The sequence below is a fragment of the Peribacillus sp. YIM B13472 genome (assembly GCF_042788005.1).
GTDB classification, from domain to species: domain Bacteria; phylum Bacillota; class Bacilli; order Bacillales; family DSM-1321; genus Peribacillus; species Peribacillus simplex_E.
In genome coordinates, this window is sequence record NZ_JBHZPG010000001.1 from 294062 (window position 1) to 320257 (window position 26196).

Consider the following 26196-nt stretch of genomic DNA (forward strand, 5'->3'; position numbering starts at 1 on the left):
TTAGGAGGGTTTTGATGGTCAGTTACTTTTTGGACTTTTTTTTAGTCGCTGCTTGCGTTATTGGCATTACCGCTGTGAATGGCGTTGTGACGAATGGCATCGGCGAAAAATGGTTTGGCGGGAAACGTCACTCTCATATTTTCGATCAATCGAAACGAATTCAGTCAGGGTGGAGTCAAGTTGGCGGGAATAAAAAGCGGTAATTCAGAGAGAATATGGATGACCGGAAGAATCTTCCTAGGTCATCCTTTTTTCATGGGGTATAGTCTACTCCCTTTGTATATCGATTTGCTGCATTCCATAATAAGTATTCATCAATACCATTGTCATTCAATGCTTTTATTTGGGCTTCCACTTCTTCCTTACCATACCTTTGGTAATTCCCCTCTCCTAAATATGAGGCAGTAAAATCTTGTAACCAAGGTCTTGAAGTAGGTGGTGTTTTTAACTCCTTCAGCTTCCCTTTCTCTAATTTCGCATATTCCTTAACAAGATTATATGGCTCCAAATCTGGCTTATCGATACCAAAATAAGATGTCCAGTGACTTGGATAAATCATCGAGGAAATTACATCAACATTCTCAGAGATTTTTGTGAAGTTTTGCCCAATTCCGGGAGCTTCAGGCAATGTAGCCGCATATCCAAAAATATCCACTGATACTTCCACACCATATGGCTCCAGTTGTTTCCTCGCATAACTTACGAAATCTGTCACTGCCTGAACCCTTTTGGCTGTATTACTCACTTTCGCTTCATCATATTCACCTACATCATATTTCAAATCATCTTCTTTATTTTCGAATCCTTCGGGAAAACGGACATAGTCAAATTGAATTTCTTTAAAACCCATCTTTGCCGCTTCAATGGCAATACCGACATTATAATCCCACACCTCTTTTAAGAATGGGTTAACGAAGGCTTCCCCTCGACCATTCTTCCATACCTTTTCCCCATCTAAAAAAGACAATTCAGGCTTCTCTTTGGCCAAATGGGAGTCTTTAAAGACGACTACCCTTGCAATCGGATAAATCTTTTTATCCTCAAATTTTTTCAGCATTGACCTTGGGTTTTTTATGTAGTCTTTACCGATCCCAGCATATGGAGAATCGGGATCTTCGGGTTTATACGTAACGTTCCCCCTGTCATCCTTAATGTCAATGACCATCGCATTCAAATCGGTTTCATCTACATATTTAATAAGTTCATTCAATTTATTTCCGCCCGCTGCAGGCCCTGTCACATATATTCCGCGCACAGCATCCGGATAGTCGAATTTCAATCCCGAATCAAAAACAAAACGCGGTACGCTCACAGGCAATTCTTTATTTTCTAATGCCACCTGCCTGTTTTCGTTCATGCCTTGCGCATGAACTGGCTGTTGAATCAGGAATATGCACATACCTGTCATCAACCATTTACACATTGGTTTCATTTTCTCCACCTCATTCGCCATCAGTCATCAATATTCAACAAATATAATAAACCCCTTTCTTTAATACCACAAACAATTAACTTTACTCCTATATCTTATAAATAATTTAAAAAACTGCCTTACAAAGTTTCAACCTTAAGAATACGTTCACAATCCTGTATTCCCTTGTGAGTATCCTTCCCTAAAATGGTCTGCTCATTGTGATATATGTTAAACGGTTTGATTTTCCTTGAACCCTTCATTTCTTCCAAGTCAAAAAAAAGAAACGGAAAATCCGTTCTATTGGCTTGATTGCCGTTTCGATTATACATTTAATATGAATAAATGCTAAAATACAGTATAGTGGACATTTCGTATTCTCAGAATGGCATCGATACAGGACAAAACGGCCCTCCACAAGATTTAAATGAGCGTTTTTTCCCATCACAGGAGCACGCACATTTCTTTCAAAGAAAGTGGATTCATTTTCTATTTATCCTTACAATAATGAAGAGCGAATATCCATTTATCAATAAACGCATTTAGAGGAGTGACTAGCAGTTGAAAAGGATTTTCTCCGGCATTCAGCCATCCGGTTCCGTTACTTTAGGAAATTACATCGGAGCCATGAAACAATTCGTTAACTTACAAAATGAATATGAATGTTTCTTTTGTATTGTTGACCAGCATGCAATTACAGTTCCACAAGATCGCATTAAGTTAAGGAAAAACATTAAAACATTGGCCGCTTTATATTTGGCCATTGGCCTGGATCCTGAAAAGAATACCATCTTCATTCAATCAGAAGTACCTGCGCATGCTCAGGCAGGCTGGATTTTACAAAGTATATCCTATATTGGGGAACTTGAGAGAATGACGCAATTTAAGGACAAATCCGCTGGCAAAGAAGGGGTATCCGCAGCACTGCTTACATACCCGCCACTGATGGCTGCCGATATTCTCCTTTATAGTACAGATGTGGTTCCTGTCGGGGAAGATCAAAGACAGCATCTTGAATTGACACGCGATTTGGCTGAACGGTTCAATAAAAAGCATAATGACATTTTTAAAATCCCGGAAATCAGCCTTCCTACAGAAGGGGCCCGTATCATGTCCCTTCAGGAACCAACCAAGAAAATGAGCAAATCTGATCCTAATAAAAAGGCAACGATTGCCTTATTGGATGATCCGAAGCAAATCGAAAAAAACATCAAAAGCGCAGTTACCGATTCGGAAGGAATTGTCCGTTATGATAAGGAAAACAAAGCGGGTGTTTCCAACCTGATGTCCATATACTCCATCTTCAGCGGAAAATCCTATTCAGAAATTGAAGAGATGTATGAAGGTAAAGGTTATGGTGACTTTAAAAGTGATTTGGCTGAGGTGGTTCTTGGAGAAATCCTACCAATCCAGGAACGCTTTAATGAATTGATCGATTCGCCTGAATTGGATGAGATTCTGGACCGCGGTGCAGAAAAGGCGAATATTGAAGCCAATAAAATGATCAGAAAAATGTATAATGGCATGGGACTTGGCAGAAAGAGATAAAAAAAGACGATCCTCATCGGATCGTCTTTTTTTATCATAATATCGATGGGCTATCGCCAGCCTCCACTTGCCAAAGCTTTTCAAAAAAAGGCTGCCCCTTCACAAGGTTTTCACAAAGTTGAAGGTGCTTCTCTGACCAGCCTTCCTTCATTTCTTCATATAACTCAAGCCAAGCTATCTGAAAATCCATTTCTTGAATGCTTTCATATTTTTCGGGGGCCCATTCTGTATACCAATAGCGGATTTCAGCTGTGTTTTTCGCAGTGAATAATTGGTCCATGGCCATGAATAGCAATTGCTTAAGCTGTCTTTCTTTTCTTGTCAAACCGTTCATGAATAAGGGAGACGGCGACAAAATATGATATTCTTTCTCAGATGTAGGTTTTTCAGTAAAGGTGTAATCCATCTCATCGTGGTTTTCTATCATGTCATAAACAATTTGTTCCTGCCGTGGAATTATTCTGCTTTTCCTAATCGGAATATGATAACCTATCGTATCAACAGCTAAAATTCCATTTCCGTCAGTCACGATAAAACAATAGTCAAGCTGAATTCTTTCATGATTTTTCCTTGCATATGCTTTTTGATAAACATCATTGAGCAATGGCTTAGGTAATTCTGACAAGTCGTTCTCTATGTAGTGGAACAATGTTGATGACACTTTCAACAAAGGAACTTGATCTAGTAGTTCGATCCCATCATCCTTCCTCCATTCATGAAAATGACAAATATTATAGCCGTTTTCTTCTCCTTCAAACCAGTTAACCCATACATCATGAAGATATAGCATCATTCATCCCTCACTTAAACAAATTTCTGTTTGTCAATCAGTATAGGCAGGAACCATACAATTTATTCCTATTCTAGAAAACAGATTAAGAAAAAAAGAACGTATATATTAACTCTTTTTTGATAAGAATTCTTCAGATTGGATAATGAATGATTTTTTCACAGAGAGTTTTTCAAAGTTTTTCACCAGGTAATAGCCACTACAGTATCCAAGCATATATGGATATCCTTTCGTCCCAAGGAGAAGTACATCATGAAAAGGATCTGTACGTTTTATCATGTGCTTTTCTTCTAAATGCTTGTTCCAAAATTCCCGTAATTTATCTTCCTGATATAACTTAGTCCATTTCGCTAAAAATTTTGTTCCTAAATATTTTCCCACCGTTCTTTCCGCCAGTCCTTCCATGATCATCGTATCCAGGAGAGTGTATTCTTTTTGGTCCTTTTTCAAATGATGCAGACGGCAAACATGATGATATTCATGAATCAGCAGGGCCTCCATTTCCTTTTCGGCCATCCCCTTGCCGTAAAAAAGGAATAGTTTATCTTTAAATGCCAATCCTGACTTCGTTTCAACTTTTTTATTCCATATCCCTGAAGACATGAGCGGAAAAATATATATGGGAACATCAGGCCCTCCCCAAAGCTTCTTATAAGCTGTAAACAAGTTTTGTGTTTTTTCCCATGCATTATTTTCTTTTAAGTCTTCCCATGTGAGTTTTGTTTTTTGATTCGGCGAATACATGCCATGCTTTAATAAATGTTGATAAATCATGTCTGCATCAAGGGTATTGTTGAATGTACTTTTAAGTCTTTCCATCATCTGGACCGGGCGGTTGAAATCCTTCATCATCCATTCATCGGTTGAAATGACTCCCATTTCCCATACACCTCCGCTTCTATTGACTATCGTATGATTTTAAGAAGGTCGTTGACACATTTTATCTCCCTTGCATTTGCATTTTCCCTTCAAAATAAAAAGAGCAGATCCCAAAGGATCTGCTCTCAGACTGTAGGCAAATTCGAAGAATTCAAGTTTACCTGCAGTTTTTTTCTTTAAAAAACGTTCCAGTTGTTTTCAGAAATCCACTCCCTTTCCGCCGACTGTCTGCCAAGCCTCCTCGACGCAAGCGTCTGTGGGGTCCCGGCTAGCCAGTTATTCGGCAGGAGTGTCGCAAATTTCTTCAATCCAATAAGGATTTCATAAGACAGTAAGAAACCATTAAGTATAATCCAGTCTTGTTTAAATTCATGGTTCGGAAGACCATTCCGAACTCCCTTTTATCGACAAACTAAAGAGCAGATCCCGAAAGATCTGCCCTTCCTTCATACCTTATTGATACTTCTTGAAAAGAATGGTTGCGTTATGTCCACCGAATCCAAGTGAATTGCTGATGGCTGCATTGATTTCGCCCTTCCTTGCTTGATTCGGAACATAGTCCAAATCACACTCAGGGTCTGGTGTTTCAATATTGATGGTTGGAGGCAAAATGCTGTCCCTTATTGCCTGAATCGTGAATATTGCTTCCACACCTCCTGCTGCCCCTAACATATGGCCTGTCATCGATTTAGTGGAACTTATTGCAAGTTTATTAGCATGGTCGCCAAAGACTTCTTTGACTGCCATCGTTTCGTATTTGTCATTGTATGGCGTACTCGTTCCGTGGGCATTCACATATTGGATGTCTTCCGGATTCAAACCTGCATCCTCAATTGCGATTTTCATCGCCCTTGCCCCGCCTTCGCCACCTGGTGCCGGAGCGGTAATATGGAAGGCATCTCCAGTTGAGCCATAACCAGCTATTTCAGCATAAATCTTGGCTCCTCTACTCAATGCATGTTCAAGATCTTCCAGAACGATAATTCCAGCTCCTTCCCCTATTACGAAACCATCACGATTAAGATCAAAAGGACGGCTAGCCGTTTGTGGATCAGGGTTGGTCGATAATGCCGTATTTGCACAGAAGCCTGCAACCGACATTTTCGTGATTGGCGCTTCGGCCCCGCCTGTGATCATGACATCGGCATCGCCGCGTTGAATGGCTTTAAACGCATCACCAATTGAATTTGTTCCTGTTGCACAGGCTGTCACCGTACATGAATTGATTCCTTTAGCACCCAGTAAGATAGAAACCTGGCCGGCTGCCATGTCCGGAATCATCATTGGAACGAAAAATGGGCTCACCCGTTTATATCCTCTGTTTAAAAAGTTTTCATGCTGTGTTTCAAGCGTCTCCAGCCCGCCGATACCCGAACCGATCCAGACCCCGACACGTGGAGCATTTTCATCGGTTATTTCGAGCTTGCTATCATTATATGCCATAACGGAAGCTGCAATTGCATAATGGGTAAAACGGTCCATTTTGCGTGCTTCTTTACGATTTATATATGTCTCTATATCAAAATCCTTGATTTCAGCAGCCACTTTAACGGGGAATTCCTCAGCGTTCAAACGAGTTAAAGGCCCTATCCCCGACTTCCCCTCAATTATATTCTTCCATCCAGTTTCTGCATCATTACCAACTGGAGAGATTGCTCCAATACCTGTTACAACTACACGACGATTAGTCATTAAAAATGGCTCCTTCCTATTTTTAAAACTCTTACGATTTGCTTCTTCTTTTATTTACCCCACCTAAGAGCGATCGCTCCCCATGTAAGGCCACCACCAAAACCGACCATGACGATTAAGTCATTGTCCTTGATTCTTCCTGCTTCCATTTCTTCCACAAGGGCCATTGGAATGGACGCTGATGAAGTATTTCCATATTTATGAACCGTTTTTGTCATTTTTTCAAGTGGGAGACCCAAGCGTTCCCTTGAGGCTTCCATAATGCGTATGTTTGCTTGATGCGGTACAAGCAGATCCACATCTTCCTTTGTCAAACCAGCTTTGTCCAATACACCCAGGCTGGATTCCCCCATCTGACGGACAGCAAATTTAAATACTTCACGTCCATTCATATGAATGAAATCTCCTTCCTGTAATAGGTGCTTCCCACCAGTTCCATCTGCGCCTAATTCAAAGGAAAGGACCCCTTTGCCTTCAGATACAGGTCCAATTACAGCTGCACCCGCTCCGTCACCAAAAAGTACAGCAGTATTACGGTCTTCCCAATTGGTTACTTTCGAAAGTTTTTCAACACCGACAATCAACACATGCTTATATGCACCTGTCTTAATAAATTGCTGTGCCGTGATCATTGCATACATAAAACCGGCACATGCAGCACTTACATCCATTGCAGCTGCCTTCATCGCTCCCAATTTCTCTTGAATCATGCAAGCGACAGAAGGAAACGACTGATCAGGTGTAACAGTAGCTACAAGAATTAAATCTATCTCTTCAGCCGAAATTTCCGCATTTTTCAATGCAGCTTTTGCGGCTTCATAAGCCATATCTGATGTATCAATATCATCATTGGCAATTCTTCTTTCCTCAATACCCGTCCTAGTCCGGATCCACTCGTCGGAAGTGTCCATAATTTTTTCTAAATCCGCATTTGTAACGATTTTGTCGGGTAAGTAGCGGCCAAGCCCTAGTATTCCAGCATTCATCTTGCCATCCCCTTATATTTTAATGAGTTATTATAATCATCTATTATTACCTGGTACTAATTTTATATAAAAAAAGACTTCCTTGCAAGAGTTAACAGTTTGAAAAGCTAAAGAAATCTCTTTCAGAATTCGGTCAAGCGCCTATGCCAAGGGAAATTTAGGACATACATTATAAATAAAAGGAGTATAGGAGGAATTCATTGTGGACATCTTCAATCGCAACCACGAAAGAAACCCGGATGATCATTTTTCGAATTTGATGTTTGGCAGGAAAGCTGAACCGGAGCAAGAGGAATCCAAGGTTGATTACATGCAATTGATGGTGAGCGTTGAAACATTGATGGGCTTATACAGTCAATACAAACCGACCATTGATAAAATTAATCTGAACCCATTGATCGCCAAGTTCTTGAAAAAAGAATAAAAAAATTAAGGCTGCCCTTTAACCGGACAGCCTGCCTTTAATTAACGCTGAGCATCTTGTTTACCAAGCTCATAAGCTTCTTGCATTACGCTTTTAAAGAGCTCCATGAATGGCTCTGCCATCTCCATTGAGAATGGAATCCCGCTTGCTTCAAGCTTCGCTTTAGCCTCTGGGAAGTATTTCATGGCGATTCCCATAAATTCAAGAGTTTTATCTGAACTCATTCGCGTTTCCCCCCTATCTTTTGAATATTCATCCAATTGATCATTGTGATGCCAAATAAAGCTCAATATTATCATAATTCCACAAGACCCTTTCGTAAAGGGCGCACATATAAAATCATGAATATCTTTTGATGTGAATTCCTATCCTTGAACATTATAGTACAAGACATATAGATTAGAGGCAAATATACAGTTTTGTCCTTCCCTAAATATCGAAAGCTATCGATTTCAAATTTTCCCGATCATGTGCTTCGCCTTCATATCTGGTTATCGCTCTCCCAAGTTAATCTCGCTTTCTCCACTTTTTAAGTAAGTTTAATCGTTTATTATGTTTTCTTTGTAAAGCAATGCCTTCTTCTGGTTCCATTTTGCATTGCACTTCAAATATTGTTCCTTTTTTGATTTTAGTTGTTGATTGGGAAGTGAATGAATCCATACTTTCACCAAATATCAACTTGGCACATTTATTCCAATGATCATCAATACTGCTGCACAATTGGATGTCCCTATCGGAACTTGAGGTAAGCACTGCTTCCAAAGCATTAACAAAATCAGTGATATAGAGGGCATCTCCGGTATATTCGGCAGCAATTGCCGCATTGATATCAGACTGTCCAAGCTGGTTGATTCCGGCTTCAAAGCTCATGCCTTCCGATTGCCAAGGTCCATAAATCGTCGGTAAAAATATGATTTTCGCAGAATCTATTTCACGAATTGAGCTTAATATGGACTGAAATATACTGACATCTTTCTCGATGGGCATGAAAAGAACGAAATTTGGCGCTTCATCCTTGCCATTTTTGAATTTCTCAATAAAGGAAACGATTTCGCCTATCAGAAAATCGATTTTGTCCAATTTTCCGCTTTGAATATCGTAAAGTGATATGAACACCATGTCCTGCTGTGAAATATCCAATAATTTAAGTTTATTTATCGGAAAGTATATATAATTTGAATTCCTGCCTATTTCGAGTTCCTTTTCTTCCATAATATATTGACTTGCTTCGGAATCAGCCCAATCGATTCCGATTACTTCTTTACCTTTGTTCAAAAAATATTGAGTCACATAGAATCCCACAAATCGATAAGTGCCAATGACAATGTTTGTTTGCATAAATACAGCCTCCTCGTATGCCATCAAGCCCACTTCACCCGGCACGTCTAGTTTTTTTAGATGCTGTATCGTATGCAAACTATTGTAAAAATATATCACTTCTCATAAAATCTCTTCATTCTCATTGAAAAACTTTTGTATTTGATAGGGGATTTTATAACGTTTTTCGGGCAATATATACGTCAGTTGCAAATCTGCTTTCCTTGCCAGCTGGATTTGCCGATAAAGGGAGGCTTGCTCTTTCCGTAAGCTTCCAAAAACCTGAATCACTTTCATGGGAATATTCTCTGCGATTACTGAATCTTCAGTGTCCAGGATATGCTGTTCACATTCTGCCGGATCGAGCTCATATGCAGCAGCAACCTCGGACAGCCACTTTTTATAAAAGAACTTATTTTCCTTTTCTTTCTCCAGTTGTGCTTTCAACGAAAAAACCGGATCAATCAATACGACAGACCGAATTTTATTTCCAAGTTCATTCATTAGCTGTAGGGCAAGTAGTGCGCCTGTCCCCTCTGCCAATATATGAACCCTTTGATTGACTATTTCTTTTTTCATGAAAAGAATATATAGGTTAAGGGAAAGGTCCAGTGCTTTAGGACTGCCCCAGTTGGCTCCGTGAAAATTGGATGAAAATAGCGTGTATCCGTATTCCTTTAAATATTCCAATATCTGCAGCCTGCCAGGATGCTGCAGCCAAAAGCTGCTGTCTTTTTCGACAAAATGACTACGGTCTCCAATTACCATTATGGAAAAACCACTGGGCCGCTCTGGATAATAGATGATATTCCATTGGTCATCAATTTGAAAAGTTCGTTGTTCCATCGTTCAAACTCCTTTAAGGAATATTACTACTACTATATTAATTTATGAAGAAAAATAGAAAGGGTCAGTGAAAACGCCTAACTTCTTATCTTAAATTAACCAAGCAAGGACCATTTTTGTTGTATTTTCCCCCTATGATTTCCCTTTTGAAGTTTGGAACCAACTTGTCTGCCAGAAAAAGTTCTCTTATGATTTAATGTATTGAATTATTTAAAGGTTATTATTAAAAACACGTTTTAACTGTATATTAATTATGGTAAGATAAAAATGAATGTAGTGGAATGAGGTGAAATTCGATGCGTTATGCTTGGGCAATTTTTTGGACATTCTTATTAGTGCATATGACTGTATATGTTGTTTCTTCCATGATCGGAGTTTCATACGATGCTGCGCAGGGAACGATTTTAGGATTAGCTGCTGCTATCCTGATTTGTATCATCCCTGCTATCTTGCCTGCCGGGCCAGCTAAAGACTCTCATCAACATTAAGAAGCAAAAGAGGACATCCTTTTTAGGATGTCCTTTTTGTTATACCGTACTTTGCTTTTGTGTAAACTACATAACTACATTTCAACGTTTTTATATGAGGACCAATTCAGCATGATCATAATCAATCGTTATTCCTTCTTTAAGCTCAGCAGTCCCAGCTATGATTTTACGGGCGATTTTCGTTTCCAGATGCTTTTGGATGAATCGCTTCAGCGGTCTTGCTCCATATACCGGGTCATATCCTTGGTCCGCAATGAATTCCTTAGCCGCTTCTGTGACGTTCAAAGCTATATTTTGTTCAGTTAACCTTACCTGTAATTGATGAACCATTTTATCCACGATTTCAACGATTTCTTGTTTCGTCAGAGGTTTGAATAAAACAATGTCATCAACGCGATTTAAAAATTCGGGACGGAAATGGCCTCTTAATTCTTTAAAGACCTGATCTTTTATTTCTTCTTCAATGCCACCATCCACCCGGTTGGACTGTAATAAGAAATGGGAACCGATATTGGAAGTCATGATGATCACCGTATTTTTACAGTTGATTGTTCTTCCTTGGGAGTCTGTTATCCTTCCATCATCCAACATTTGCAGCAAAATATTGAAGACTTCCGGATGTGCCTTTTCAATTTCATCTAATAATATGACTGAGTATGGGTTTCTCCTAACAGCCTCCGTAAGTTGACCTCCTTCCTCAAATCCAACATATCCAGGAGGTGCACCAACAAGGCGGGACACGGAATGTTTCTCCATATATTCCGACATATCGATTCGAATCATATGTTCCTCACTATCAAATAATGTTTCTGCCAAAGCTTTTACCAATTCGGTTTTACCGACACCAGTCGGCCCAAGAAAAATGAATGAACCGATTGGTCTGTTTGGATCTTTAATTCCCGCCCTTGCTCTTAAAACGGCATCGGATACGAGTTCCACCGCTTCTCCTTGACCTATTACTCGTTCATGCAGGATATCAGATAGGCGAAGCAGCTTCTCCCTTTCACTTTCCACCAGTTTGCTTATCGGAATTCCCGTCCACCTTGCAACAATCGAGGCAATTTCCTCCTCCGTCACTTCCTGGCGAAGCAATCGTGATTCCTGTTTTTCCTTTTCCAATTCGTCTTCCATTGTTTCCAATTCTTTTTGAAGCTGCGGAATCCTTCCATGCCGAAGTTCAGCTGCCCGGTTAAGGTCATAGTCATTCTCTGCCTGTTCCAGTTCATGACGCAGTTTCTCAAGCTCTTCACGTTTATCCTGCACCTTCTGAAGCGCTGATTTCTCCATTTGCCACTTGGATTTCATGCTATTCGCTTGATCCTGAATTTCTGATAGTTCTTTTTGAAGCACTTCCAGCCTTGCCTTGCTTTGAGGGTCCTCCTCATTTTTCAAGGCCGCTTCTTCAATTTCAAGTTGCATGACTTTTCTCGTGATTTCATCCAGCTCGGATGGCATTGAGTCGATTTCCATTCGGATCATCGCACATGCTTCATCCACGAGGTCTATCGCTTTATCCGGTAAAAACCGCTCCGTTATATATCGGTTCGAAAGGACAGAGGCCGCAACGATCGCCCGATCATGTATCCTGACGCCATGGTGAATTTCAAACCGTTCCTTTAATCCCCGCAAAATTGAAATCGTATCTTCCACATCCGGTTCAGGAACCAGAACCTGTTGGAAACGGCGTTCCAGAGCCGGATCTTTTTCAATATATTGCCGATATTCATCAAGGGTCGTTGCACCGATACAATGCAGCTCACCGCGCGCAAGCATCGGCTTTAACATATTTCCGGCATCAAGTGCGCCATCCGTTCTTCCTGCACCGACAATCGTATGCAATTCATCAATGAATAAAAGAATTTTCCCTTCGCTCTTCTTGATTTCATTCAACACCGCTTTTAGGCGTTCCTCAAATTCACCGCGGAATTTTGCCCCTGCGACAAGTGCACTCATATCTAGTGAAAAAACGGTCTTGTCCTTTAATCCTTCCGGTACATCCTTCCTGACGATCCTTTGAGCCAACCCCTCGACAATCGCTGTTTTACCTACTCCAGGTTCTCCTATTAATACAGGATTATTTTTCGTTTTACGTGAAAGGATCCGGATGACGTTACGGATTTCCGTATCTCGGCCGATTACGGGATCGACCTTCCCCGATTTAACCTCAGCAACGAGATCTCTGCCGTATTTTTTCAGTACTTCATAAGTGCTTTCAGGATTTTGACTAGTCACTCGCTGATTCCCCCTTATATCGTTTATAACCCGTTTTGCTTTATCATAATCAATTCCATATGATGAAAAAAGCCTGTTTACATTCGTTTTATTTACTTTCAACGACGCAAGCAGTATATGTTCGACAGATAAATATTCATCCTCCCACAGCTGCATTTCTTTTTCGGCAGCCGTCAAAATTTGCTGTAGGGAGGATGACATGTAAACCTGGGAAACACTCCCGCTCACTTCCGGTAATCGATCCAGTTCCTTATTAAGTTCTATATCAAATTGATTCATCGGTTTACCAGATTCCGATAAAATCCTGATTAATAAACTTTCATCCTGTTCCATTAATGCCTTTAATAAATGCAGCTCCGTCAGCTCGGGATTCCCTCTATCTTTGGCTAGTTCCTGGCCGCCAATGAATGCCTGTTGGGTTCTCTCCGTCATTTTATTAATATCCATCTTAAAACCTCCCATTCATCTATATCATGAACGAATTAACACTTGGTTTGACCAACTTTGACCTTTATATTTCCATTATACTTCTAATTTCCCCCATGTAAAGGAAAGTTATAAAAAATGCAGGCAGTATGGAGGATAAACGTCAAAAGCCTTTCTTCATAGAAGAAAGGCAGATCCATTTGTAAAATGCATTAATTCCTGATTTGGATGAAACAAAACGGCTTATGCTTTTACGGCCATTTTATTATAGCCATGAAATTCATCGACGAATTGGAAATCTTTATCCGTGCGACCTGCAAGGATCGTATCTCTGAGCAGAATGCCTGCATCGGTCGTATTGTGGATGATTTCCCCCCACATTCTTGCACTCGTTTGAACGTTAGCTGTACGCGGAATGCGTTCCTCTTGATATTCCAAAAATGCCTGTCCAATGTCATTCCCATGCTTATGAAGCATATCCGACAAATAAGCTGCATCTTCTAAAGCCTGGCAAGCCCCTTGTGCCAAGTATTGAAGCATCGGATGTGCCGCATCGCCCGTAAGCGTAATCCTTCCTTTAGTCCAATTATCAATTGGTAACCGGTCATACATCGGCCAGCGGCGTTGCCTTTGAATGAATGAAATCGCATTCTGAACAAGTTCACAAGTTCCGGCAAATACACTGTCCATTTCTTCCGGGGTTCCCCATTGATCAGTTTTTTCGTTTTCTTCCGTGTATTGAGAACTTTTGAACACCACTACTTGGTTGTATAGTTCTCCCCTTCTAACCGGGTATTGAACAAGATGAAGGTTTGGCCCAATCCACATATATACATCATCTAAATCTCCATGGCTCGTAACCTCTTCCATCGGAATTGCTCCCCTGTATGCAACATATTGAGAGCAGATCGGTTGATCTTCCACAAAAAGTTTCCGTGCCTTGGACCATAATCCATCGGCTCCAATGACAGCTGTTCCTGAATGTTGGGACCCGTTGGCAGAAGTAACCGTAACTTCACCTTCATTTTCTACTGTTTCAATAATGGTTTGGTTTGTAACCAGTTCAATATACGGGTTATTTTCACAGGCTTCAGCCAGTACTTTATGCAAATCGGAACGATGCAAGACAACATACGGCGCTCCATATCTTTCTTTATAAACATCACCTAAATCCAAAGCGGAAAGCTCTTTGCCGGAAAAGGCATCCATCAGCACCAATCTTTTTGGAAATACTGCAATTTCATTGATTTTATCCATGACGCCTAAACGCTGCAATACGTTGGTGGCATTTGCTGCAAGCTGAATCCCTGCACCAATTTCTCCAAATTCGGGAGCTTGTTCAAGGACCTTTACATACTGTTTAGTTTCTGCGATTCCTAAAGCAGTTGCCAATCCGCCAATTCCCCCACCGATAACGATGAATGGTTTATTTTCTGTGTTCATCATCAATTCCCCCTAAATTAGTTGTTTTAGCACATCTTGCGGATCAATACCATAGTAAGCGTTTTCATTCGACTGGTATTTTATATATTCATCAGGATCAAGCTGTAAGTTGCAATTATTTTTAAACCAAAACAGGCTTGAATTCACTTTCAACCTTTTGGTAACCATTGTTTGCGTCAAATGCCTGTTGCTGTTCCAAATCGAATCTCTCCATTATTGGTAGGTCGTTTACCGAGAATAAGTAAGAATCCGCTTCTGCAACATGCTCATGCCATGCCCAATTCGGAACGACGAAATAATCTCCCTTGGACCAGTCAAAACGCACTCCATTAATAACTGTATAGCCTGATCCTTGGTGCACTTGATAAATTGTGGAATGGGTATGGCGATGTGCTTTCGTATGGAAACCTTTAGGAAGTTTCTGCATCCATGCCCCCATCGTCGGATTGGCCGTTTCGCCATTTGATGGATTGATATATTCCACGGCGAAACCTTCATATGGGTCAGGTTCGAAATTCATTAATCCTTCTATTGCTGCTTTTGTGCCTTTCCACTTGTAATTGGCAAGCGGTGCCACTTGTGAATAACGGTCGGATACTGGACGAACCATTCCGCCTTGATAACGGAGCTCTGAAAAATTATCTGGACGTTTAGGCGTTTCAATCCGATCTGGATATGGTTCAAAGAAAGTGCCACCTATGGAATAGATGGTTGGGATATCAAGGGCATCCATCCAAATCATTGGTTTTTCGCCAACATGTCCATGACCATGCCATAGGTTTTTAGGCGTGATCAAGAAATCTCCTTCTTCCATGAATATCCTTTCTCCCTGCACGATGGAGTAGGCACCTTCACCATTCGTAATGAAACGAAGTGCACTTTGGGAGTGACGGTGGGAAGGGGCCACTTCACCTGGCAACAATAGCTGAACTGCTGCATAAAGCGTTTGTGTCGTCGAAGCCCATCCCCAAGGCTGGCGATAAGTTAGGCCAGGGTTTTGAAAATAAATGGCCCTGCGCTCCCCTCCTCGGTCAGGTGTGAAGATTTCAGCTGCTTCCATCAATTTTTTTGTCAATAGCTCTTCTTTCCATAAATAAGCATGTGCATGAGGTTTAGGTTCATGGTCCATCAAAGCGGGAATGGCTTCCCACAGTGGCCCAAGGTTATACTGCTGAATATCCTTTGTAAAATCTTTTACGATTGTACTGTTCATGTATTCCGATTTTTCAGCCATATTAATCCCTACTTTCTTTTTTATCTTTCCTCACTGGATTTTAGAAAGATTTCGCTTAATTTGATCATAGTGTCCTGAAACATGCTCATCGATGAAGTGATCGACTATATAAGAAACTGGCTTGTTTCCGAATTTAGCGAAATTCCGGTGTGGCGATTCTTTGGATAGTGTTTCTTCATCTAAATCCCCGAGACAGCTCTCCACTTTATATTTAAGCTCCTCCACTTGCTTCATGACATCTTCAACAGTCATTTTGTCAGTATCGGTAACTGCTGCCAATCGGGCTGGATCTTGCAATCCACGCCCCCATTCGGCTCCAGGCATCGCTATTACAGTTTCCACTTCACTTAACCAATACGGAATGGCCTCAGCTAAATGGGAAAGTATCTGCATGATTGACCATTCATCATCTGCCGGCTTAAATCTGATCGTTTCTTCCGGTAGGTTTGCCGCTGTCTCAAGAATGTGGTCGATGGATTGTTGAACCGATTGGATTGATGTCCCGATCTCCTGATAAGCCATTTTATTTTCCCTCCCCGACACGTCGCACACGGTTTTCAAGATAACCTATTTTGTCGATTTCGATTTTTACAACGTCACCATCTTTTAAGAACACTTGTGGATCACGGGCTACTCCTACCCCACCAGGTGTTCCTGTGAGTACGATGTCACCTGGTTCAAGAGTCATTAAATTCGATAAGAATTCAACTAAATACTTTACATCGAATACGAAGTTGGATGTATTCGTTTTTTGGCGTTCTTCACCATTTACCGTTAATCGGACATTTAAGCCAGATGGATCGGATAGTTCATCGGAAGTGACTAACCAAGGCCCCATCGGAGCACTTCCTTCAACCGTTTTCCCTTGAAGCCACTCAAGTGTACGCCGTTGGATATCACGGTACGTTACATCATTCGCAATTGTATAACCAGCCACATAATCAAGAGCATCTTCTTTTGATACATTACGTGCCCTTTGTCCGACTACAAAAGCGAATTCCGCTTCATAATCTAGTTGTTCAGAGATTGGGAAAAACGGTATATCATCCTGGGGACCGATTACTGTATTGGCGAACTTTGCGAATACCACAGGGAATGGCGGAAGTTCACGACCCATTTCAGCAATGTGTTCACGGTAATTATGTCCGACACAAATAATTTTGCCTGGCTTTTGGACAGGTGCCTCAAGCTTTATATTTTCAATTTCATGCACTAATTTATGTCTGAAGGAATCACGATTGTTAATAGCGTAGTCCGCTGCCTTTTTCGCGATGGAAAGGCTTTCATTCCCTCCCTGTAAAAACGCCTCCATTGTTGCAGGGACATACGCTTCAGCGATTTGTTCACTGCGGAGTTTCCCTTCGCTTTCAAGTAACGCTTGATAGGCATAGTTCAAGTCAACTATTACATTATTCGGGTAAATTGCACCAATCCGTTTAAATCCTTGACTGCTGAAAGTTACTAATTTCATATTTCATTCTCCTTTATTAATCTCGATTTTTTTTAAAACCAATTTTTGATGCCACCATCCTAATTCTGCTGGATTCACTTCACAAACCAGAATTTGAATGGCTATACATCCCACTAATTTCACTTATAGGTAACACTGTTCACTATTTATATAAATAATAACTTAATTTTCGAAATATTGTCAAGAAACTATTACAATTTTTTGTGCAAATGTTATCATCTACACCATTATGAGTACTTCGGAATCAATTTTTAAAATCCGCTAAATTTATTTATTTAAAAGGAAAGTATATTGATAGCTTCAAGCAGCCGGCGGTTTTTCGTGCTAAATTCCATTTATATTTTAAAGATTCTGATATACTAGACCTAAATTAAAACAAATTAGGGAGATTGACTTATGGAAATCGTAAAATCCGGTTCGACGATTCAATCATTACAAATAGGGATGAGCATCATAGATTTACTTGCTTCCCAAAGGACTCCTTTAAGATTCTCTGATATTCAAGAATTAACGGAAATAACGAAAAGTAACCTCTATAAGTATTTGAATACTTTGACTCAGCTTGAGTTGCTATATCGCGATAAGACAACCGGTATGTATCACCTTGGGAGCAAACTGATTCAATACGGCATGGCAGCGATAGGAAATGAGGATGTCACGAGCAGAATAACTCCTTATTTACAGGAAATCAGTCACCATACTTCTTGCACAGTCCTTTTTTCCGTTTGGACATACGATGGACCAATCACGGCGAAAATTTGGAATTCAAACCAAAACTTAAACATCGGGGCACAGTTAGGTACGCGTCTTCCGCCATCATCCTCATCCGGAAAGATATTCACTGTTTTTCAGGATCCTTCCTTGACAGCCGAATGGATTGAAAAAGATCGTAATGTTACAGGCTCGTTCCTTAAAGAAACGGCTGAATATCATGAAATTCGGAAATACAAAATAGCTTTTGCCAAAGAGCCTCTTGTACCTTCTGTTTCCTCCATGTCCATTCCGGTTTTTAATTATAATTCAGAATTGTTGGGAGCGATCACTGCCGTTGGGTTCACCGAAAGCATTCCAGATCATTATGAAGATCCCTTAAGCGACTATTTAAGAAAGAGTTGTTTGGAAATCTCGAAAATATTCGGTTATTCCGCTGAATAGAAAAAAGCAGGAAAAAGGATGGCGATCATTCCTTTTTCCTGCTTTTAGATGTTTCATGGCTTCCGCTTATATGTCCAGATCCGGTTATGATTGGATGTTTCAGGAAAAGAATCCCCTGCATCAAGCTTTACCATTTTCGGATTCACTACCGTGCTGCCCGTTTCACCGATTTCTACGTAGGTCCCATTATTTGGTGCCTTCTGACCTGGCTTAAATTGGCGATTTTGCCCCATAGATTTCACCCCTTTTACATGCTTTCCCCGTTATTATTACCAGTATTCTTTCATTCATGTCAGAAAAATTAAGGACATACAGAAAATTCGGCTGAATAAAAAAAGCGTCTGTACTCTGAGCAGACGCTAAGACGGTAGACAAACTCGATAATATTTGAGTTTGTCTACCAGTCTTTTTAGGTTTTTAAAACTTGAGGTGATAAGGTTGCTTTCTAAACATGGTTCTATTCAGCGAGATCAACTTGAAATGATTTACTTTAGATCAACTGGTGTCATCGAACCGTTTGGTTCGTAAAATGGAGGCAACAATTGGTGTCTTTTTCATTTAAACTTGATGGAAGATATGTTTTTGAGGTAGGACGCCCAAAATAAAATCAAAAAGGTTTCGGAATGAGACCATTCCGAAACCTTTTTTCTACAAACTGAGCGACTGCTCTCTGAGGAGACGCTTTTTTTGTTATGACATTAAATCCACCAGGACCGCCTTTTGGGCATGGAGGCGATTTCCGGCTTGGTGGAAAACGACGGAATTAGGTCCATCGATGACTTCAGCCGTTACCTCTTCTTCCCTATGGGCAGGCAGGCAATGCATGAATAAATAATCTTTTTTGGCGAATTTTACTAGTTCGCCATTGATTTGATAATCTTTAAAAGCTTCTAAGCGGATACCATTCTCGATTTCCTGCCCCATGGAGGTCCAAACATCGGAATAGACGATATCCGCATCTTTTATAGCTTCCGAAGCGGAGGTCGTGACCACAATTTCACTGCCAGTTTCTTCTGCCACTTTTTGGGCATAGGCGACGACCTTTTCATCAGGTTTGTAGGCATCAGGACACCCAATGGAAAAATCCATTCCCATTTTTGCACAGCCTACCATCAATGAATTGGCAACATTATTGCCATCACCGATATAACTCATCTTCAAGCCTTTTAGCTGCCCTTTTATCTCGATGATCGTCAAGAAGTCTGCAAGTACCTGACAAGGATGCGCAAGATCTGTTAACCCATTGATGACTGGGATAGAAGCATTTTCTGACAATTCCAGAATTTTTTCATGCTCGAAGGTACGAATCATGATGCCATCAATGTATTCAGAAAGGACTTTTGCAGTATCGGAAATAGTTTCACCACGTCCAATTTGCAAGTCATTGCCACTTAGGAACAAAGCGTGTCCGCCAAGCTGCATCATGCCTACTTCAAAAGAAACACGGGTACGGGTAGACGATTTTTCAAAGATCATCCCCAGCGTTTTCCCTTTTAAAGGCGTATATTCTTCACCAGCTTGCAATTTGCCTTTAATGGTCTGCGCTAGCTTTAGCAAATCTGCAATTGCAGTTGGTGCAGACTCTTTCATGGTCAAAAAATCTTTTCCATTTAAAATCTTCGCTTGTGTCGGTGCCGTCATTGAACTCATACGTGTGACACTCCTTTCGAATATGGTACAAGCCATTCCTGAAGCGAGGTAACCCCTGGATCAGCATTTTCTACCGATTGTAGATAGGCTTTGAAAGTCTCTTCTTCCGTAAATGCAAGCAGTCGGTATTTCGCTGCAAGTAGCCTTAGCTTCTTATCTTCTTCCGTTGTTCCATATGCCAAAACGACTGCCGCATTTCCTTCATTTAACCATTTATCAAAATCAGAATTCCCCAGTGTCAAACCTGCTTCATTGATTAGCACTAACAAATCTTCACTTAATTGGACTGATCCGGATTGATATACACCAGAAGTATGTTTGGCTTTTTGAGCATGGAATACTTTTGTCAACGCTTCATTTACCGTTTCTCCGATGGCGATTCCTTCACCTGTTGATTTCATTTCCGGACCTACCTTCGAATCAAGTCCGCTTAGTGCAAATGTAGAGAATACCGGATACTTGACGACAGTATATGGTATTTCTTCCATTAAGCCCGTTTTTCCGAACGCATTCGACAATGAATATTTCCCAAGCAATATTTTTGTCGCTATTTGCACCATGGATACATCGGTCACTTTACTGATGATTGGAATTGTCCGGCTGGCACGAGGATTCACTTCCAATACATAAACACTATTTCCCTCAATCACGAATTGGATATTCATAAGTCCTTTATAATCAAGTTCTCTTACTAGTTTCTCGGCATAAAGGGTCATTTTATCTTTGATATCATCCGTTAAGGATTGAGCTGGCAATAATGCCATGCTATCCCCTGAATGGACGCCCGCTTTCTCTATATGTTCAGCAATGATGGGAATATATAAATCATTTCCATCAGCTATCAAATCGATTTCGGCTTCCTTCCCTGGGATATAGGAATCGATCAACACGGGATATACAAGTGCCGTTCCATTTGACATTCTATTCAATAAACCTTCCTTGGAGCGGATGATTTCCATTCCCTGGCCGCCAATTACATAGGATGGGCGTAAGAGCACTGGAAAACCGATTGCCTCTGCACTGGCAATTAATTGTTCTTCACCATTAGCCATTGAACCCGGTACATGGGGGATATCCAGTTTTTGAAGAAGCTGATAAAAACGATCACGGTCTTCTAATTGATCAAGTGTATCGAATGAAGTCCCCAACAAATTGACACCATATTCTTCCAGTCCTTTTGCCAGGTTTATCGCAGTCTGCCCTCCAAATTGGACGATAACATCTTCAATATCTTCCGCTTCTATTACATTTAGAACATATTCAAGGGTTAAAGGTTCGAAATATAGACGATCTGCCGTCGCAAAATCCGTACTTACCGTTTCAGGATTATTATTGATCATGATCGTTTCGACATTTTCATCCTGGAGTGCATAAACACCGTGAACCGAACAGTAATCAAATTCTATTCCCTGTCCGATGCGGATCGGACCGCTTCCAATCATCAACACTTTCTTTTTATCCGTTTTTTTCTGTTCGTTCTCACCAAAATATGTTGAATAATGATAGTTCGTATGTGATTCGAACTCGGCTGCACATGTATCAACCGTTTTGTAGACAGCAGTTACGCCCAGTGATTTCCGGTGTGCTCTCACTTCCATTTCATTTACTTTCCATACGGAAGCAAGATAGCGATCTGAAAAGCCCTTTTCCTTGTAAGATTGAAGTTCTTCCCTTGTTACCTGATCGATTTCCTTAGCTTCAATTTCCATTTCGTTTTGGATCAATGAAGCAAAGGATTTAAGGAAGAAATAATCTATGGCTGTCGCTTCATGGATTTCTTCAATGGTCACACCTTTTCTAAGCATTTCAAAAATGACAAAGATTCGTTCATCAGATTTTTCGGCAAGCTTTCCCCAAAGTTCAGGAACCGTTTTATTTTTCAGCGAAGATAGCTGCAGCCCAATCGTTTTCAATTCCAAAGAATCGACGGCCTTTTGGACTCCCCCTTCAAAGCTGCGGTGTAAAGCCATCACTTCACCAGTCGCCTTCATCTGTGTTCCCAATTTGCGGTTGGCGGTCGTAAATTTATCGAATGGCCACCTCGGGAACTTCACAGCTACATAGTCAAGAGCAGGTTCGAAGCTTGAATATGTGCTTTTCGTTACTGGATTAATGAGCTCCGATAAATCGTAGCCGACAGCGAGTTTTGCAGCTATGCGGGCTATGGGATAACCTGTTGCTTTGGAAGCTAGTGCCGATGAACGGCTGACGCGCGGATTTACTTCTATTAAATAATATTGCTTGCTATCAGGATCAAGTGCAAATTGAATGTTACAGCCGCCAATAATACCTAAAGCAGAAATGATTTTAATGGAAGCGGCACGCAGCATCTGAAACTCATCGTCCGATAAAGTCTGTGATGGTGCCACGACGATCGAATCACCAGTATGAATCCCTACCGGATCGATATTTTCCATATTACAGATGGTGATGCACGTATTGTTGCCATCTCGCATAACTTCATATTCTACTTCCTTATAACCAGCTATGCTTCTTTCAATCAAGCATTGTGTTATCGGGCTTTCTTGCAGTCCGCCCCGTACAAGTTCCTTAAAGGTGTCCAGTGAATCAGCAATCCCACCGCCAGTTCCGCCAAGTGTATAAGCGGGTCGAACGATGATGGGGAAACCGATTTTGTCGGCAAATTCCAACGCTCCTTCAAGTGTATGGACAATTGTACTGTCGGGAACGGGTTCACCTATTTCAAACATCAACTCACGGAACAGTTCACGATCCTCCCCTTTTTTGATGGAGTCGATCGGAGTTCCCAGTAATTTGACTTTATATTTTTCAAGTACTCCTGCATCATCCAATTGATAAGCAAGATTCAATCCTGTTTGACCGCCTAATGTAGCAAGCAGGCCATCCGGCTTTTCTTTGGAAATGATCTTTTCCAGTACATCAACAGTTAAAGGTTCGAAATAGACAGCATCCGCATTCATTTCATCAGTCATGATCGTTGCAGGATTGTTGTTGACCAGTATGACTCTATATCCTTCTTCCTTTAAAGCAAGGCAGGCCTGTGTACCTGCATAATCGAATTCGGCGGCCTGCCCGATGACAATCGGCCCCGAACCAATCACTAAAATGGTCTGTATCGTGTCGTCCTTAGGCATAAGCTTTTTCTCTCCCGCTATAATCATTTATCATTTGTAAAAAGTCATTGAATAGTAATGAACTCTCGATAGGCCCTGGATTTGCCTCTGGGTGGTACTGGGTAGTGAAGATTGGCAAGTCTTCATGCATGAGCCCCTCAACCGTGTTATCATTCACGTTTCTGAATCTCACTTGAAGCGATGTTCCTTGTAAGCTCGGTTCATCAACCTCATAACTATGATTCTGCGAACTCATATACACCTTTTTCGTTTTCAAATCGACCACGGGCTGATTCGCACCGCGATGTCCAAACAGCATTTTCTTTGTATTTCCACCTAAGGCAAGGGCCGTTAATTGATGACCGAGGCAAATGCCCATTGTTGGAAAATTCGTAATGATCTTTTTTATATTTCCTAAAAGGTATTCAAGCTGTTTTGGATCCCCAGGCCCATTTGAAAGCAAAATTCCATCTGGCTTCAAGTCCTTGATTTGTTCGAATTCAGTATCGAATGGTACGACAGAGACTCGGCAGCCTTGCTCGACCAATGAGTCCAATATAGATTTTTTATAGCCAAAATCCATCATTACAATGTGCTTGTCGCCTTCCCCAAAGCACTCGACAGCCTTTGTGGATACCTCAGCAACGTGAGCTGATAAACCATTCAGGCCAGGTACGACTGTGTATTTTTCTTCCGCTGTGATGGCTGCCTGCATGGAACCTTCCTGTCTTATATTCTTAACGACGGCTCGTGTGTCAACATGGCTTAAAAGAGGAATGTTCCACTTGTCTAAATATTCACCAAGTGAATATTTTGCTTGATAATGGGAATGGCTCATATTTCCTTCATATACAATCACACCGGCAACATGCGGCTTCTTACTTTCAAAATCATGCTCATTGATTCCATAATTTCCGATTAGCGGGTATGTGAAGATGACAATCTGGTCCTTATATGAAGGATCTGTCAACACTTCTTGATATCCGGTCATTCCAGTAAAAAAGACAATCTCTCCAGTGATTGTTTTTTCAGTCGATTTAGTCAGCAGTTCCCCTTCAAAGACGGAACCATTCTCTAAATATAGATAGCTTTTCATGATCTTCACCTCTTTAGATGATGTATATTTATATATACAATAGCATAATTATTCATTTTGTTCCATAAAAATTCAATAAATTTAGACAGTTTGTTTTATTGCCAATACTTTTTTAATTTTGTTTATAGCCCTATCGATCTCCGATTCGGTAACTGTCAGAGATGGAAGTAAACGAAGTACTTTAGGACCTGCACTCAATACAAGTAAGCCCTCTTCTTGCAGTTCCATTAAAAACCCCTGAACATCTTGTTTACATTCAATTCCGACCATCATACCCAGACCGCGAATCTCTTTCACTTCTTCCGTATCCTTCAATGCTTTTGTCAATTCGCTCTCAAGGTATTCAGCCTTTTTAACGGTTTCTTTTAAAAACCCTGATTGGAAAATTTCCTTTAAAACGGCTTCCGCTGCTGAGACACTAACAGGATTACCTCCAAAAGTGGATCCATGACTTCCAGGGTTAAAGAACTCCGACAGTGCTTCCTTTCCGATCATCGCCCCGATTGGCAGGCCATTTCCCAGCCCCTTTGCTGACGTGATGATGTCCGGTTGGATATTAAAATGCTGGAATGCAAATGGTTTCCCTGTACGTCCTATTCCAGTCTGAATTTCATCTATGATAAGAAGTGCTCCGTGTTCTTGGCATTTAGTTTGAATCGCATCCAGATAAGATTGCTGTACAACATGGATGCCGCCCTCTCCTTGAACAATTTCAATCATTACAGCTGCCGTATTTTCATCGATGGCTTCTGTCACGGCATCATTATCATTAAATGGAACATATTCGAACGAAGCTAGCATCGGTCCGAAACCGGTCTTGATTTTTTCCTGCCCCGTCGCAGCCATTGTTGCAAACGTACGACCGTGGAAAGACTGCTGACATGTGACAATTTTGCTTTTCCCAGTAGCTTTACGTGCTAGTTTGATAGCTGCCTCATTTGCCTCGGCACCGCTGTTGGCAAAGAACACCTGACTTAAACCAGAGGCATCAGCCAGCATTTTTGCTGTCCGTTCCTGTAGGGAACTTTGAAACATGTTCGATACATGCCAATACTTATTAAGCTGTTCCATGACGGCCGATTGTACCAACTCATGACAATGTCCAAGATTCAAAACCCCGATTCCGGATGTGAAATCAAGATACTCTTTACCTGATGCACTCGTAATCTTCAAACCTGACGCTTTTCTTGGCTCAATGTTCCACCTTGCATATGTTGGAAATATATTACTCATTGAAATACCCCTTCTTCCTGAAGAAATTTCGTACCGATGAATTGTCCGTCTTGATAAAAATGATCTTTCCCACTAACGATCATCACTTCTTCTATCCCTTTATTCAGTACCGACAACGCTGTAGTGACTTTCGGGATCATTCCCCCATGGATGCTTCCATCCTTTATTAAATTCTTCGTTTCCGTTTCATTCAATCTCTCAATGATTTGCCCATTTTTCAAGACCCCTTTAACATCGGTCACAAATAAACACATATCGGCCGATAGTGCCTTCGCTACAGACCCTGCAGCCATATCGGCATTCACATTTAATTTAGTGCCTTCTCCGGTAGTTGAAATGGGCGTCAATACCGGACAATAACCTTTTTCGAATAAAAGTCCGAATAATTCCGTATTGACTTGTTGTATCTCACCAACAGCTCCAAGTTTCTTTTCATCGATATAATCACCTGTGAGAATTCCACCGTCAGAGCCATTTAAACCAATTGCCTTGATGCCGTGGGATTCCAATTTATGAACGAGGCTGCGGTTCGATTTGCCTGCCAGCATAAGTTCCACAATTTCCAGCACTTCTGTGGTCGTTTTTCTTAAACCATCTTCAAATACTGGATCAATTTCAAATTTTTCAAGCATTGAATTTATATCAGGGCCGCCTCCATGCACAAAGACAATATGGTACCCGCGGTTTTGTAACTCTTTAACACTATTGAAAAACGACTCCGTTAAATCATTAATGATGCTGCCGCCGCACTTTATGACTAATATGTCCATACTTTTCACC

Annotated in this window: 24 protein-coding genes; 5 read left to right on the forward strand and 19 right to left on the reverse strand. The window is 40.9% G+C overall.

The annotated features are described in order from the left end of the window. Nucleotides 1-14: 14 nt before the first annotated feature. Entirely contained in the window at nucleotides 15-203 is a 189-nt protein-coding gene (locus tag ACFX4I_RS01440) for an FAD:protein FMN transferase (RefSeq protein ID WP_230301483.1), read from the forward strand. Nucleotides 204-253: 50 nt separating this feature from the next. On the opposite strand, the gene ACFX4I_RS01445 is transcribed toward ACFX4I_RS01440, so the two are convergent. Continuing rightward, nucleotides 254-1399 carry a putative glycoside hydrolase gene (locus ACFX4I_RS01445; RefSeq protein ID WP_377418742.1) on the reverse strand — a complete coding sequence of 382 codons (1146 nt, stop codon included), beginning with the start codon at nucleotides 1397-1399 and terminating at the stop codon, nucleotides 254-256. A 573-nt stretch (nucleotides 1400-1972) separates the two neighbouring features. On the opposite strand from ACFX4I_RS01445, the gene trpS reads away from it, so the two are divergent. Next, complete coding sequence (gene trpS / locus ACFX4I_RS01450; RefSeq protein ID WP_098371292.1) at nucleotides 1973-2959, forward strand: tryptophan--tRNA ligase; 987 nt, start codon at nucleotides 1973-1975, stop codon at nucleotides 2957-2959. Nucleotides 2960-2993: 34 nt separating this feature from the next. On the opposite strand, the gene ACFX4I_RS01455 is transcribed toward trpS, so the two are convergent. The 4 genes from ACFX4I_RS01455 to ACFX4I_RS01470 form a co-directional block, all read right to left on the reverse strand. After that, the gene (locus ACFX4I_RS01455) at nucleotides 2994-3749 is read right to left on the reverse strand and encodes a YjbA family protein (protein WP_034314514.1); all 756 of its coding nucleotides are present in this window, start codon (nucleotides 3747-3749) and stop codon (nucleotides 2994-2996) included. A 108-nt stretch (nucleotides 3750-3857) separates the two neighbouring features. Further along, nucleotides 3858-4628, reverse strand: coding sequence for a DUF2268 domain-containing putative Zn-dependent protease (locus tag ACFX4I_RS01460; protein ID WP_377418633.1), 771 nt, complete (start codon nucleotides 4626-4628; stop codon nucleotides 3858-3860). A gap of 453 nt (nucleotides 4629-5081) precedes the next feature. After that, entirely contained in the window at nucleotides 5082-6320 is a 1239-nt protein-coding gene (gene fabF / locus ACFX4I_RS01465) for a beta-ketoacyl-ACP synthase II (RefSeq protein WP_230301481.1), read from the reverse strand. A 50-nt stretch (nucleotides 6321-6370) separates the two neighbouring features. Further along, nucleotides 6371-7306 carry a beta-ketoacyl-ACP synthase III gene (locus tag ACFX4I_RS01470; protein ID WP_230301480.1) on the reverse strand — a complete coding sequence of 312 codons (936 nt, stop codon included), beginning with the start codon at nucleotides 7304-7306 and terminating at the stop codon, nucleotides 6371-6373. A gap of 202 nt (nucleotides 7307-7508) precedes the next feature. Between ACFX4I_RS01470 and ACFX4I_RS01475 the strand changes: the two genes are divergently transcribed. Further along, nucleotides 7509-7730: a hypothetical protein gene (locus ACFX4I_RS01475; protein ID WP_230301479.1), complete on the forward strand. Its 222-nt coding sequence runs from the start codon at nucleotides 7509-7511 to the stop codon at nucleotides 7728-7730. Between the two features lie 41 nt (nucleotides 7731-7771). On the opposite strand, the gene ACFX4I_RS01480 is transcribed toward ACFX4I_RS01475, so the two are convergent. The 3 genes from ACFX4I_RS01480 to ACFX4I_RS01490 form a co-directional block, all read right to left on the reverse strand. Beyond that, nucleotides 7772-7954, reverse strand: a complete 183-nt coding sequence (locus tag ACFX4I_RS01480) for a ComZ family protein (RefSeq protein WP_034314525.1) — start codon at nucleotides 7952-7954, stop codon at nucleotides 7772-7774. A 283-nt stretch (nucleotides 7955-8237) separates the two neighbouring features. Beyond that, nucleotides 8238-9068 carry a Rossmann-fold NAD(P)-binding domain-containing protein gene (locus tag ACFX4I_RS01485; protein ID WP_377418637.1) on the reverse strand — a complete coding sequence of 277 codons (831 nt, stop codon included), beginning with the start codon at nucleotides 9066-9068 and terminating at the stop codon, nucleotides 8238-8240. A 102-nt stretch (nucleotides 9069-9170) separates the two neighbouring features. Beyond that, nucleotides 9171-9893 (reverse strand): alpha/beta fold hydrolase, encoded by a 723-nt coding sequence (locus ACFX4I_RS01490; protein WP_230301477.1) that lies wholly within the window; start codon nucleotides 9891-9893, stop codon nucleotides 9171-9173. Nucleotides 9894-10189: 296 nt separating this feature from the next. Between ACFX4I_RS01490 and ACFX4I_RS01495 the strand changes: the two genes are divergently transcribed. Continuing rightward, a complete protein-coding gene (locus tag ACFX4I_RS01495) occupies nucleotides 10190-10381 on the forward strand; it encodes a YjzD family protein (protein WP_076367140.1) in 192 nt (63 codons plus the stop codon). Nucleotides 10382-10471: 90 nt separating this feature from the next. On the opposite strand, the gene clpB is transcribed toward ACFX4I_RS01495, so the two are convergent. The 5 genes from clpB to ACFX4I_RS01520 form a co-directional block, all read right to left on the reverse strand. Next, entirely contained in the window at nucleotides 10472-13060 is a 2589-nt protein-coding gene (gene clpB, locus ACFX4I_RS01500; RefSeq protein WP_283932680.1) for an ATP-dependent chaperone ClpB, read from the reverse strand. A 222-nt stretch (nucleotides 13061-13282) separates the two neighbouring features. Then, nucleotides 13283-14482 (reverse strand): FAD-dependent monooxygenase, encoded by a 1200-nt coding sequence (locus ACFX4I_RS01505; protein ID WP_377418640.1) that lies wholly within the window; start codon nucleotides 14480-14482, stop codon nucleotides 13283-13285. A 121-nt stretch (nucleotides 14483-14603) separates the two neighbouring features. Further along, the gene (locus ACFX4I_RS01510; protein WP_283932679.1) at nucleotides 14604-15716 is read right to left on the reverse strand and encodes a cupin domain-containing protein; all 1113 of its coding nucleotides are present in this window, start codon (nucleotides 15714-15716) and stop codon (nucleotides 14604-14606) included. 30 nt (nucleotides 15717-15746) lie between these two features. Then, nucleotides 15747-16238, reverse strand: coding sequence for a DinB family protein (locus ACFX4I_RS01515; protein WP_377418643.1), 492 nt, complete (start codon nucleotides 16236-16238; stop codon nucleotides 15747-15749). Between the two features lies 1 nt (nucleotide 16239). After that, complete coding sequence (locus ACFX4I_RS01520) at nucleotides 16240-17187, reverse strand: fumarylacetoacetate hydrolase family protein (RefSeq protein ID WP_230303965.1); 948 nt, start codon at nucleotides 17185-17187, stop codon at nucleotides 16240-16242. 396 nt (nucleotides 17188-17583) lie between these two features. Here ACFX4I_RS01520 and ACFX4I_RS01525 point away from each other — a divergent pair, with 396 nt between their 5' ends. Further along, nucleotides 17584-18342, forward strand: a complete 759-nt coding sequence (locus tag ACFX4I_RS01525; protein WP_377418646.1) for an IclR family transcriptional regulator — start codon at nucleotides 17584-17586, stop codon at nucleotides 18340-18342. A gap of 53 nt (nucleotides 18343-18395) precedes the next feature. On the opposite strand, the gene ACFX4I_RS01530 is transcribed toward ACFX4I_RS01525, so the two are convergent. From ACFX4I_RS01530 to argB, 6 genes are all read right to left on the reverse strand, one after another. Then, nucleotides 18396-18575: a YjzC family protein gene (locus ACFX4I_RS01530; RefSeq protein ID WP_034314546.1), complete on the reverse strand. Its 180-nt coding sequence runs from the start codon at nucleotides 18573-18575 to the stop codon at nucleotides 18396-18398. A 457-nt stretch (nucleotides 18576-19032) separates the two neighbouring features. After that, complete coding sequence (gene argF / locus ACFX4I_RS01535; protein ID WP_230303963.1) at nucleotides 19033-19992, reverse strand: ornithine carbamoyltransferase; 960 nt, start codon at nucleotides 19990-19992, stop codon at nucleotides 19033-19035. Beyond that, a complete protein-coding gene (locus ACFX4I_RS01540) occupies nucleotides 19989-23108 on the reverse strand; it encodes a carbamoyl-phosphate synthase (glutamine-hydrolyzing) large subunit (protein WP_377418649.1) in 3120 nt (1039 codons plus the stop codon). Before ACFX4I_RS01540 ends, argF begins: the two co-directional genes overlap by 4 nt. Beyond that, nucleotides 23101-24183, reverse strand: a complete 1083-nt coding sequence (locus ACFX4I_RS01545; RefSeq protein ID WP_377418652.1) for a carbamoyl phosphate synthase small subunit — start codon at nucleotides 24181-24183, stop codon at nucleotides 23101-23103. Before ACFX4I_RS01545 ends, ACFX4I_RS01540 begins: the two co-directional genes overlap by 8 nt. 81 nt (nucleotides 24184-24264) lie before the next feature. After that, nucleotides 24265-25416, reverse strand: a complete 1152-nt coding sequence (locus ACFX4I_RS01550; protein ID WP_230303960.1) for an acetylornithine transaminase — start codon at nucleotides 25414-25416, stop codon at nucleotides 24265-24267. Further along, nucleotides 25413-26186 carry an acetylglutamate kinase gene (gene argB, locus ACFX4I_RS01555; RefSeq protein ID WP_230303959.1) on the reverse strand — a complete coding sequence of 258 codons (774 nt, stop codon included), beginning with the start codon at nucleotides 26184-26186 and terminating at the stop codon, nucleotides 25413-25415. Before argB ends, ACFX4I_RS01550 begins: the two co-directional genes overlap by 4 nt. Nucleotides 26187-26196 lie beyond the last annotated feature (10 nt).